Here is an 11,709-nt window from a genome sequence, read left to right as displayed (position 1 = left end):
GCGGCACGCACCCCGACGGTGCGGCCGTGTGATCGTGCCTCGTCAGAGGCGTCCGACCTCAGTCCTTGTCGCCGCCGCCGGGGATTCCGAGAATGAACCCGATCCCGATGATGATGCACGAGATCAGCGCGACGGCAGGCATGACCCAGTAGGAAGGCATGGGGTGGACGTTACTGCGCCACATGCTCATGCGCCGGGCTTCGGGGACTTTTGAGGTCCAAGGTCCCCGGTCGGGTGCGACCAACGAGACGACGGGCCAGATGTAGCTCTTCGTTGCGCCAGGAGCAACGACGCACTACATCTGCGGGCTCGACCGGAGTCCGGCGAGTGCGTCGGCCAGATAATCGTCCTCGGCGACATTGCCGGGCAGGTCGAGTGCTCGGCGGTATGCGTCGGCCGCGCCGCCGTGGTCGCCCAGTTCGGCGAGCGTGAGCGCCCGGGCGATGTGGAACGGCCGGAACCGGTCGAGTTGTCTGTCCGACTGCAACCGGTCGAGCATCGCGATACCGCGTTCTGCGCCGTAGGCGCGACCGACGGCGACGGCCCGACCCACGCGCACCACCGGCCCGGGATCATGGTCCTCGAGCAGCCGGTACAGGACCGCGATCTGCGCCCAGTCGGTCTCGTCCGCCGTGCGTGCCTCGGCATGCACCGCGGCGATCGCCGCCTGGATCGTGTACGGACCTGCATCTGGCTGTGCCGCAGCGCTTTCGGCGAGCGCGACTCCCTCGGTGAGCAGGGTCTGATCCCAGAGCGCGCGCTCCTGGTCGGCCAGCGGAACGGGTCGACCGGCGGCGTCGAGTCGCGCCGGTCGGCGGGCCTGGGTGAGCAGCAGCAAGGCGAGCAACCCGGTCGTCTCGGCGCGGGGGAGCAGTGTGCGCAGGGTTCGCGCGAGGGTGACGGATTCGTCGGTGAGATCGTCGCGGACGTGTGCGTCTCCGGTCGAGCGGGCGAAACCCTCGGAGAACATCAGGTAGACCACGCGCAGAACCCCGCCGAGCCGGGTGGGGAGGTCATCGTCGCGCGGCGGGGTGAACGGAACTCCCAGCGCGCCGATCCGCTTCTTGGCGCGCACGATTCGCTGCTGGGCAGTCGGGACTCCGATCAGCAGGGCGTGCGCGACCTCCGCGGTGGTCAGCCCGGCGACGAACCGCAGGGTGAGCGCGATCCGGTCGTCGGCGCGTAACACCGGATGGGTGCAGGCGAAGAACATGCCGAGTCGTTCGTCGGGCAGTCCCGGCGGAGGGGAGTCGGCCGGGTCCGCGAAGTCCGGATGCGCCGGCGCGCGTTCGGCTTCGGCGTGCAGCCGGGCGAGCTTTCCGGCGAGGACGGACTCACGACGGATGACGTCGAGTGCCTTGCGCTTGGCCGTCGTCGTCAGCCACGCCTCGGGTGAGTCCGGGACGCCACTCCGGGGCCAGGTGGTCAGCGCCTGTGCGATCGCGTCCTGCACCGCGTCCTCCGCGAGATCGAGGTCGCCGAACTTTCTCGTGAGCGTCGCGAGTACACGCGCGCGGACGTCCCGATCGACGCCGGACGCCGTCCGGCGGGTCACGGACTCCGTGGACTCCGTGACCGCCGGACGATGCGGGGAACTCGTCATCGCTCAGTAGGGTGCGAGCGGCCGGATCTCGACGTGGCCGCCGCGCGCCGAGCCGGGGCTGCGTCGGGCCCACTCGATCGCCTCGTCGACGTTCGCGACGTCGATGACGTACACCCCGCCGACGAACTCTCGCACCTCCGCGAACGGTCCCGCCGACGCGACCACCCGCTCACCGCTGTCGTCGGTGTGCACGACCGCGCGCTCGTCCTCCAGCGCGAACGAGCTGACCACGACGCCGGCCTTGGTGATCTCCTCGTCGAAGGCGAAGAACTCCTCGGGACTGGCGCCGCCCTCCGCGCCGCACGCCGGATCGTTCACATGTCCCATGAGCAGCAATGCGTACTTCATCATTCCTCCAGTTCTCGACCCACTGCACGGCTGTGCCGAGGTGGCCACGGTGCCGAACCGGACCGGTCCGACACCATGGTGACGTATGGCGAGACCGGGTATCGACAGCACCGCGGGAAAAAGTTGCGGGCATGAAAAAGCCCCGCCTGCGGATCGCAGACGGGGCTTCGTCGGGGTGGATGACGGGACTCGAACCCGCGACAGCCAGGATCACAACCTGGTGCTCTACCAACTGAACTACATCCACCATCGGCGTCGGAAACCTGGGCGTCAGCGCCGGGTCTCAGAGCCATCAACACTCTAGCGGGTCGGTGCCGCAGAACTCCAATCGGTTACCCGACCAGCGTGTTCACGCGGGGCCGAGGTCCTTGACGATCTCGGCGAGGGCGTCGGTGTCCGGGCCGGGGGCGGGCACGAAGGCTGCCGCGCGGTAATAGCGCAGCTCGCGGATCGACTCGCGGATGTCGGCGAGCGCCCGGTGCGCGAGACCCTTCTCCGGCTGGCCGAAGTAGACCTTCGGATACCAGCGTCGGCACAGCTCCTTGATCGAGCTGACGTCCACCATGCGGTAGTGCAGGTAGGCGTCGAGTTCGGGCATGTCCCGGGTGATGAAGCCGCGGTCGGTGGCGATCGAGTTGCCGGCCAGGGGTACCGCTCCGGGGGTGGTGACGTGCGTGCGGATGTAGTCCAGGACCAGCTTCTCCGCCTCGGCGAGGGTCACGGTGGATGCCCGCACCTCCTCGGTGAGACCCGAGGCCGCATGCATCTTGGTCACCACGTCCGGCATCGACGCCAGGGCGGCATCGTCGGCGTGGATCACGACGTCGACGCCGTCGCCGAGGATGTTGAGGTCGCTGTCGGTCACGAGGGCCGCGATCTCGATGAGTTTGTCCGAGTCGAGACGGAGTCCGGTCATCTCGCAGTCGATCCACACCAGTTTGTCCTGCACCCGACAACCTTAGCCAACCTCGCGCGCGGAACCGCGGGAGATCGGTGCCCGCGGGCTATCGTGTGCTCGTGACCGAAGCCTCCAGTCCCGCCCAGGGCATCGCCGCCGGATACGCGTTCACCACCACCGCACTCGAACTGGGCGCCGTCTCGGTGTCGGGGCAGGTGGATCCCGCGGCGAAGGTCCGGATCCCGTTGTCGATGATGAACCGGCATGGTCTCGTCGCGGGCGCGACCGGGACCGGGAAGACCAAGACCCTGCAGCTGATCGCCGAGCAACTGTCGAGCAACGGCGTTCCCGTCGTGATGGCCGACATCAAGGGTGACCTGTCGGGACTCAGCCGGGCGGGCGTGGGCAACGACAAGATCGCCGAACGATCACAGCAGACCGGCGACGACTGGCAACCGGCAGCGCACCCCGTCGAATTCGTCTCGCTGGGTGCGGAGGGGATCGGGGTACCGATCCGCGCGACCATCACCTCGTTCGGACCCATTCTGCTCAGTAAGGTGTTGGGGCTCAACGCCACTCAGGAATCGACGCTGGGTCTGATCTTCCACTGGGCAGACAAGAAGGCCTTGCCGCTTCTCGATCTGAAGGATCTGCGGTCGGTCATCGCCTTCCTCACCAGCGACGAGGGCAAGGCCGAACTGAAGGGAATCGGCGGGGTGTCGCGGCAGACCGCCGGCGTGATCCTGCGTGCGCTGTCGAATCTCGAGGCCGACGGCGGTGACACGTTCTTCGGCGAACCCGAGATCGATCCCGCCGACCTCATCCGGACGGCGCCCGACGGGCGCGGCATCATCACGCTGTTCGAGCTCGGCACCCAGGCGGCCCGCCCCGCGCTCTTCTCCACCTTCCTCATGTGGATTCTGGCGGATCTGTTCGAGTTCCTGCCCGAGGTGGGCGACCTCGACAAACCCAAGCTGGTCTTCATCTTCGACGAATCGCATCTGTTGTTCGACGATGCGTCGAAAGCCTTCGTGGACCAGGTCGTCCAGACCGTCAAACTCATCCGGTCGAAGGGCATCGGCGTCTTCTTCTGTTCCCAGCTGCCGACGGACATCCCCAACGAGGTGCTGTCCCAGCTGGGTGCTCGGATCCAGCACGCGCTGCGGGCCTTCACCCCCGACGACCAGAAGGCGCTGCGCACGACCGTCAAGACCTACCCGGTGTCGGAGGTCTATGACCTCGAGCAGGCGCTGACCTCGCTCGGTACGGGTGAGGCGATCGTGACGGTGCTGTCCGAGCGCGGCGCGCCGACCCCGGTCGCGTGGACGGTGGTCCGCGCGCCCCGATCCGCGATGGAGGCGATCGGCGCCGATGCCGTCACCTCGGCGGCCAAGGCCGGACCGTTGTATACGAAGTACGGCACGCCCATCGACCGGGAATCTGCCTACGAGATCCTCGCTGCCAACACTTTGGCGCCGGGTGAGCCCGCCGATGCACCTGCGCCGACACCGACACCGGTGCCGACACCCGCGCCGCCGAAGCCGGCCCCGGAGGCGGAGGAGCCGGGACTCCTCACCGAGGTGCTGACGAGCAAACCGATGCAGAGTTTCCTACGCTCGGCGGCGAGCGCGGCCGGACGAGAGTTCAGCCGAGCGATCTTCGGCACGGGGCGTCGCCGGCGGCGCTGATTGGCGCCGGACCGACTCCTATTCGGCGCTGAACTTGCGGTAGAACCCGCCGACGATCGGTGCCACCACGCCGCGCGGTGTGTACCCGCCGGCGACCGACATCGCCTTCGACAGAGTGCCGGGAACGACGCGCATCTTGTTGTGCGCCAACGCGTCCAGACTCATCTCGGCGACCTTGGCCGAGGAGTGCCACAGGAAGTCCGGGACGACCTTGTCGACGACGGACGCCTCGTCGGGGGTGGGAGTGTGCGTGCGCACCGGTCCGGGCGCGAGCAGGGTGACGTGCACGCCCTGCGCGGACACCTCGCCGCGCAGGGACTCGCTGAAGCTGTTCACGAACGCCTTCGACGCCGCGTAGGTCGCGTTGTTGGGGATCGGCATGTTGCCCGCTGCGGACCCGACCATCAGGATGCCGCCCGAGCCACGCTTCACCATCTGCGGCAGCACCGCCAGCGTGAGGTCGTGGACGGCGTTGACGTTCAGCCGGACCTGCGCGCGTTCGTGGTCGGGGTCGAGGTCGGCGACCGGGCCGAATGTCGCGATGCCTGCGTTGTTGCAGAGGATCGAGACCTCGCGACCGGCGAACTCGGCCGCGAGTACCTCGACCTTCGTCGGGTCGGACAGGTCGACGGCACGCACCTCGACCGAGACGTCATGGGCCGTCCGCAGTTCGCCCGCGAGCTCTTCGAGGAGTTCACCGCGACGGGCGACGAGGATCACCGAATGGCCCCGAGCGGCCAACGCGCGGGCGAGTTCTCGTCCGATCCCGGACGAGGCGCCGGTGACGACGGCACGGGCGGTGGCGGAGGGCGGCGGTACCGGCATGTCGCAATGGTAACCGCCGCCTCTCACGCCGAGGCCGACCGTCAGTCGATACCCGCGGCGACCTCGGTGCCCTGGCGGATCGCACGCTTGGCGTCCAGCTCGCCCGCGTAGTCGGCGCCGCCGATGACGTGCGTGGTGACGCCGGCCAAGGTCAGCGGGTCGACGAGATCGCGAACCGACTCCTGGCCCGCGCAGATCACCACGTTGTCGACCTCGAGCACGCGGGTGTCGGTGACGTTGCCCTCGTCGTCGCGGAAGCTCAGGTGCAGTCCCTGGTCGTCGATCTTGTCGTAGGTCGCGCCGCTGATCTGCTCGACGCCCTTCATCTTCATCGTCGCGCGATGCACCCAGCCGGTGGTCTTGCCGAGCGACTTGCCCTGCTTGCCGGCCTTGCGCTGGACCAGATAGACCTGGCGCACCGGAGGGAGGGGCCGCGGTTTGGTGACGAATCCGGGCTTCTCCGGGTCCTCGGTGACACCCCACTCCTGTTCCCATTCCTTGAGATTCAGGGTCGGCGACTCGTCGGTCGTGAGGAACTCGCTGACGTCGAAACCGATACCGCCGGCTCCGATCACGGCCACCCGCTTGCCGATCTCCCGGTGCCCGAGCACGGCCTCGGCGTACGACATCGCCATCGGATGATCGACGCCGGGGAAGCTCGGGATGCGCGGCACGACGCCGGTCGCGACGATCACGTCGTCGAACCTCTCGGCGATGATCGTGTCGGCGTCGGCACGGGTGTTGAGCCGGACCTCGATGCCGAGCACCTCGATCTGGCGGGTGAAATAACGGATCGTCTCCTTGAACTCCTCCTTGCCGGGAATCCGTGCGGCGATGGAGAACTGGCCGCCGATCGAGTCACCGCCCTCGAACAAGGTGACCTTGTGGCCGCGCTGAGCACCGGCCACGGCGGCCGACAGGCCGGCCGGCCCCGCACCGATCACGGCCACGCGCTTGGCCTTTCGCGTCGGACCCAGGATCAACGTGGTCTCGCGGCCGGCGATCGGGTTCACCAGGCACGAGACGTGTTTGCCGACGAAGGCGTGGTCGAGGCAGGCCTGGTTGCAGCCGATGCAGGTGTTGATCTCGTCGGACCGGCCCTCTCGGGCCTTGTTCGCCAGGTGGGGATCGGCGAGGAACGGGCGGGCCATCTGGATGGCGTCGACCCGTCCGTTGGTGAGGATCTCCTCGCCGAGCTCGGGGGTGTTGATGCGGTTGGCCGCGATCAGCGGGATCGACACCTCGTCGCGGAGGCGTTCGGTGAACTTCACGAACGCGCCACGCGGCACCGAGGTGACGATCGTCGGGACCTGCGCCTCGTGCCAACCGATATCGGTGTTGATCGCGTCGACGCCGTACTGCTCGGCCTTGCGGGCCATCAGTGCGACCTCGTCCCAGGTCTGTCCCTTGCGGATCAGGTCGGCGATCGACTGGCGCAGGATGACGGGGTAGTCGCGGGGGACCTGTCGGCGGATCTCCTTGATGACCTCGACCAGGAAACGCTGGCGGTTCTCGGTGGTGCCGCCCCATTTGTCGGTGCGGTCGTTGGTGTGCGGGCAGAGGAACTGGTTGATGAGGTAGCCCTCGCCGCCCATGATCTCGATGGCGTCGTAACCGGCCTTGCGCGCGAGCTTGGCGGACTGGCCGAACGACTTGATGACGTGGCGGATGATCGGCTCGGTCATCTTGAGGTGCTTGAACGGATGGATCGGCGACGGATCGGTACCGGGTGCGACCTTGAACGGTGTGTAGCCGTAGCGCCCGGCGTGGATCAGCTGCATCGCGATCTTGCCGCCCTCGTCGTGCACGGCTTTGGTCACGCGCTTGTGGCGGGTCATGTCGACGACGTTGGTCATCTTGCCGCCGGCGAACGCGAGCAGGCCGGTCCGACTGGTACCGAATCCGCCGGTGATGATCAGTCCCGCACCACCTTTGGCCCGCTCGGCGAAGTACGCGGCCAGCTTGTCGGTGTCCCAGAACCGATCTTCGAGACCGGTGTGCATCGACCCCATGACCAATCGGTTCTCGATGGTCATGCCGCCGATCTGCAAGGGCGTGAAGAGGTGCGGATAGTGCTGGTTCGGTTGTGCCGTCGGGGCTGACATGGCGCGACCTTTCATCTCGGTGAACCTGGGTGGTCGGTGGGCGGTGTTCGTGGACCGGGGGAGTTGCGAAGTCAGCTCTCGGACAGTTCGCGTTCGAGACCGTGGATGACCTCGTCGCACCATTCGATGTAGCCCTGCTCCTGGCGGATACCGCCGCGGAGGACGAGATACTGGTGCAGTTTGCGGCCGGTGAGGGCGTCGGGATCGGGGTAGTAGTCGGCCTGGAAGCCGGTGTAGAGCGCGAGTTGCGCGAGATGTTCGTCGCGGTGTGCCTTGAGTTCGCCGATGATCGCGGCGAGGTCGCCGAACTCCGCGGCCCGCAACTTCACGCCGATGTCACTGCGAAGCGGTTGCAGCGGAGTCGGACTCATCGCCCAGTCGGCGAGTGCGTCACGACCGGCATCGGAGATCGTATAGACCTTCTTGTCCGGGCGACCGTCCTGGCTGATCGATTCGACGCTGACCAGCTCGTCGTCCAGGAGCTTCTTGAGCGTCCGGTAGATCTGCTGATGCGTGGCCGACCAGAAGTAGCCGATGCTGCGATCGAACTGCTGACCGATCTCATAGCCGGTTCCGGGTCGCTCGGCCAGCGACACCAGAATCGCGTGTTCGAGCGCCATGAGAGCAAGCTAACACTGCAACGACGCACTATGCAACAAGGTGTATATGAGTCGAGTTGCATATCGATCTCGAGTGAGCCCCGGGGGCGCGGACCCGAAGTGAGGCGTCGGTGACCTCCGTGCCGCACACTGTTCGGCATGAGTGAACCGGAGACGAGGTCTCTGAATCTGCTGTCGTGGAAGCTGACCGACAACGCGGTGGTGGCACCCGAGGAGCGATTGACCTGGCCTCGCACGATCAGCATCGGTCTGCAACATGTGGTCGCCATGTTCGGTGCGACGTTCCTGGTGCCGGTTCTGACCGGGTTCCCGCCGTCGACGACGCTCTTCTTCTCGGGCGTCGGCACGATCCTGTTCCTGCTGATCACCCGCAACCGCCTGCCCAGCTATCTGGGTTCGAGCTTCGCGATCATCGCGCCGGTGACGGCCGCAGTCGCCTCCGACGGTGCGTCCTCGGCGCTGGGCGGGCTCGTCGCGGTCGGCGCGATGCTCGTCGTCATCGGACTCATCAGTCATTTCGCCGGTGTCCGGTGGATCGAGACCTTGATGCCGCCGGTGGTGACCGGCGCGATCGTCGCTCTCATCGGTCTCAATCTCGCACCGGCGGCCAAGAACAACTTCGTCGAGGACCCCGTACTCGCCACAATCGTGCTGGTGCTGCTGGTGGCCTCCGCGGTCCTGTTCCGTGGGTTGCTCGGACGGCTCGCGATCTTCGTGAGCGTCGTGGTCGGTTATGTCCTCGCGCTGATCCTCGATCGGATCGACAGCGACAACGACTACATCGACACCTCCGGCATCGGCGACGCGGCGTGGGTCGGTCTGCCAGACTTCCAGACGCCCACTTTCGATCTGGGTGTTCTGCCACTGTTCCTTCCCGTCGTCCTGGTGCTCGTCGTCGAGAACATCGGCCACGTGAAGTCGGTGGCGATGATGACCGGCAAGGACTACGACGCCACCATGGGTCGCGCGCTGGCCGCGGACGGCGTCGCCACCATGCTGGCGGGCAGCGGCGGCGGCTCGGCCACGACGACCTATGCCGAGAACATCGGCGTCATGTCGGCGACCAAGGTCTACTCCACGGCGGCCTACTGGGTGGCCGGTGCCGCCGCGATCGTGCTCGGGCTGTCGCCCAAGGTCGGCGCCGTGATCGCCGCGATACCGCCCGGCGTGCTCGGCGGTGTCACGACCGCCCTCTACGGTCTGGTCGGCGTCATCGGTGTGCAGATCTGGGTGAGCAACAAGGTCGATTTCTCCAAGCCGATCAACCAGTTCACCGCGGCGATCCCGCTCATCATCGGCATCGCCGACTACACCTGGCAGGTCGGCGATCTCGTTTTCGCCGGCATCTCGCTGGGATCGGTCGCGGCGCTGGTCATCTACCACTCGATGCGCCTCATCGGCGGATGGCGGGGGACGGTCGACGTCGGCCGCGACGGGCAGTCACCACGGCAGCCGTAACGGGATGTCGGGGATCGGGCCCGGCAGATCGATGTCGCCGTCGGCATGATCGTTGAACAGATAGAGCCACCACAGCGGAGCGGGCGCACCGAGAGGCGGTGGAGGAAGCTCGGCGACATCGGGTTTACGCGGCACGTAGAGGTCGGGTTCGGCGCCGACGATGACCTTCACCATGTTCTGGAAGGCCGTGGACTCCGGATCGTTCCAGTAGGCGCCGTGGGTGACCAGGCCCCCGTCGACCGTGCGTCCACTTCCGTCGACTGTGCGTCCGTCTGCGTCGACTGGGTGTTCGTGGACGTCGACCGTGCCGGTGTCGAGCCTGATCACGCCGGGCGCGGTGTCGGGGTCGTGGCCGTGGGGGTTGCCGGGGAGGGACTGCACGTAGTGGATCGGGTCGCCGGGAAAGGTCAGTGAGAAGCGATCGACGCCCGCGGGATGCGGGGTGTCGTAGATTCCGGTGCCCGCCGACGACGCGTAGATGACCCGGTCCGGTGCCAGGCCCAGTTGTTCGGCCGAGCCCACGACCGACCCGCCGTAGCTGTGGCCGATGTAGGTGGTGGTCGTCCCGGGCGCGCGGCCCGCGATCTCGGTGTCGAGTTCGGAACCGAACAGTGCTAGACGGTGCGCCATCGCGGCGGCGAAGCCGGTACTCGCCGCGGTGCGCAGATCGGGAGGGAGGTCTCCGTCCAGGTAGAGAAACACCGGGCCGCCTGTACGGGTCGCGAGTTCGGTTGCCGCGGTGCGGTTGCGGCCGACCGCGGTGTCGAGGCTCGTGCCTGTGCCAGGAACGTAGACCGCGGTGTTCGCGGTGCCGGGCCCCAACGAACCGATCATCTCGACCATGCGCCCCCGCGGCGTGTTGACGAAGGTGATGAAGGTTCGCTCGACGAGGCCGTCGTCGCCGCGGCGTGTTGCGTCGACGTTCGGTTGGCGCACGGGCTCGAGTAGTCCTCGCAGAGTCCGAGCTCGGCGTCCCTGTCCGCGGCCGGCCCGGTTCTCGGCGGCGAGTGCGTTGCGGATGTTGATCTCGTTGGCTTGAGCCCGGATGGCGAACGGGACACCCGGCAGGTTCCCGACGACGTGTGGGTTCGCCTGGATGAGTCGCCGGACGTCGTCGGAACTCATCTGTTCGACGACGTCGCGGACTCGTGTCGGTGTCAGCGTCTCCAGCATGCGGACGACGGAGTCGGCGTCGGATGCCGTACCGCCCGGGAGCCGAACATCGGGCTGGCCGGTGATCATCGACGTGAGATCCGCGGCGAGACCCTCGAGCCGTTCGCCGTAGCGTTCGTCGAGGAAGTCGACGGTGTCGAGCGCATCGGAAACGGAGTCCGCGAGAAGGGCGGCCTGGCCCGCGAGTTCGGTGTCGGGGTGGGTGACCGTGCCGTCGTCGAAGACGGTGAAGCCCAGCCCCTCGGCTCCTCGGACGACGCCCAGCACGAAGGCGCGGGCGTGGCAGAGGTCGGCGCCGGCGTCGGTCGCTTCGTCGGCGACCATGTGCAGCACGTTGCGTACCTCGCCCGCGTGGTCGTGCTCCGCCCAGATGACCCGGTGCGCTGCATCATGGGCGACACCCGACCACGACGACGCGGAATCGAAGGCGCGAACCGCGGTGCCGATGCCGGTGTCGAGGGACTCCGCGACGGTGGCCGCCGCGGATCCGGTGTCAGCGAACGACTGCGGACTCCACGCGCGCAACTGCGAGATGGTCGGCCGCATCAGCGGTCCTCGAGCGCGTGGAAGAGTGCTCCGGAGCGGGCGTCGGTCGCGGCCGTCGTGGCGTCGAAGGTGCGCAGCATCCCACTCATCGCGGTCAGGCGTTCGCCGATCGAGTCGATCGCCAGGCGCGCGGGGCGGACTGTTGCAGAGAGCGCACGCACCACGCGACTCGACGGACCGATGACCGCGCCCATCGCCTCGACGTCGGCGGCGTGAATCGCGATCCCGGAAGCCCGCCAGGCACGCGCGATCTCCTGGATCTCGGCGGGGTCGACACCGAACAGTGAACTCTCCGAGTCGTTTTGGTCTCGACGACCAGGGGTCAGCGGCGGAAATCCGGACAGGGGGCCGGGGAGCGTCATGATCCTCCAGGGTGTCGCGACCCACCGAAGTGGTGGTGCAGGACTTTGACGCACGGGGTGCCCTCGACGGTTCCCGACCTGTT

The 11,709-nt window shown here is 67.5% G+C and carries 10 protein-coding genes and 1 tRNA gene; 2 read left to right on the top strand and 9 right to left on the bottom strand.

Annotated elements, in window-relative coordinates; all coding sequences use genetic code 11:
• Window positions 1–295: 295 nt before the first annotated feature.
• The 4 genes from CA982_RS14220 to orn all read right to left on the bottom strand — a co-directional run bounded on the left by CA982_RS14220 (window position 296) and on the right by orn (window position 2,900).
• Window positions 296–1,603: an RNA polymerase sigma factor gene (locus CA982_RS14220; protein ID WP_086535958.1), complete on the bottom strand. Its 1,308-nt coding sequence runs from the start codon at window positions 1,601–1,603 to the stop codon at window positions 296–298.
• Window positions 1,604–1,606: 3 nt separating this feature from the next.
• Complete coding sequence (locus tag CA982_RS14215) at window positions 1,607–1,951, bottom strand: YciI family protein (protein WP_086536007.1); 345 nt, start codon at window positions 1,949–1,951, stop codon at window positions 1,607–1,609.
• 174 nt (window positions 1,952–2,125) lie between these two features.
• Window positions 2,126–2,198 (bottom strand) — tRNA-His (locus CA982_RS14210).
• 102 nt (window positions 2,199–2,300) lie between these two features.
• Entirely contained in the window at window positions 2,301–2,900 is a 600-nt protein-coding gene (orn, locus tag CA982_RS14205; RefSeq protein WP_086535957.1) for an oligoribonuclease, read from the bottom strand.
• 62 nt (window positions 2,901–2,962) lie between these two features.
• Here orn and CA982_RS14200 point away from each other — a divergent pair, with 62 nt between their 5' ends.
• The gene (locus CA982_RS14200) at window positions 2,963–4,537 is read left to right on the top strand and encodes a helicase HerA-like domain-containing protein (RefSeq protein WP_425269084.1); all 1,575 of its coding nucleotides are present in this window, start codon (window positions 2,963–2,965) and stop codon (window positions 4,535–4,537) included.
• A gap of 18 nt (window positions 4,538–4,555) precedes the next feature.
• Here CA982_RS14200 and cmrA read toward each other — a convergent pair whose 3' ends face one another.
• From cmrA to CA982_RS14185, 3 genes are all read right to left on the bottom strand, one after another.
• On the bottom strand, window positions 4,556–5,362 hold the full coding sequence (gene cmrA, locus CA982_RS14195; protein WP_086536005.1) for a mycolate reductase: 807 nt from the start codon (window positions 5,360–5,362) through the stop codon (window positions 4,556–4,558).
• A gap of 41 nt (window positions 5,363–5,403) precedes the next feature.
• On the bottom strand, window positions 5,404–7,467 hold the full coding sequence (locus tag CA982_RS14190) for an NADPH-dependent 2,4-dienoyl-CoA reductase (RefSeq protein ID WP_086535956.1): 2,064 nt from the start codon (window positions 7,465–7,467) through the stop codon (window positions 5,404–5,406).
• Window positions 7,468–7,538: 71 nt separating this feature from the next.
• The gene (locus CA982_RS14185) at window positions 7,539–8,087 is read right to left on the bottom strand and encodes a PadR family transcriptional regulator (protein ID WP_086535955.1); all 549 of its coding nucleotides are present in this window, start codon (window positions 8,085–8,087) and stop codon (window positions 7,539–7,541) included.
• Between the two features lie 138 nt (window positions 8,088–8,225).
• Here CA982_RS14185 and CA982_RS14180 point away from each other — a divergent pair, with 138 nt between their 5' ends.
• Window positions 8,226–9,545 carry a uracil-xanthine permease family protein gene (locus tag CA982_RS14180; RefSeq protein WP_086535954.1) on the top strand — a complete coding sequence of 440 codons (1,320 nt, stop codon included), beginning with the start codon at window positions 8,226–8,228 and terminating at the stop codon, window positions 9,543–9,545.
• Here CA982_RS14180 and CA982_RS14175 read toward each other — a convergent pair.
• Window positions 9,528–11,264, bottom strand: a complete 1,737-nt coding sequence (locus CA982_RS14175) for an alpha/beta hydrolase (RefSeq protein WP_086535953.1) — start codon at window positions 11,262–11,264, stop codon at window positions 9,528–9,530. The two genes, CA982_RS14180 and CA982_RS14175, sit on opposite strands and share 18 nt — an antisense overlap.
• Entirely contained in the window at window positions 11,264–11,626 is a 363-nt protein-coding gene (locus tag CA982_RS14170; RefSeq protein ID WP_086535952.1) for a hypothetical protein, read from the bottom strand. Before CA982_RS14170 ends, CA982_RS14175 begins: the two co-directional genes overlap by 1 nt.
• Window positions 11,627–11,709: the final 83 nt, after the last annotated feature.

Source organism: Gordonia lacunae (genome assembly GCF_002149015.1).
GTDB lineage: Bacteria > Actinomycetota > Actinomycetes > Mycobacteriales > Mycobacteriaceae > Gordonia > Gordonia lacunae.
This window is presented reverse-complemented; position numbering and strand designations above follow the sequence as displayed.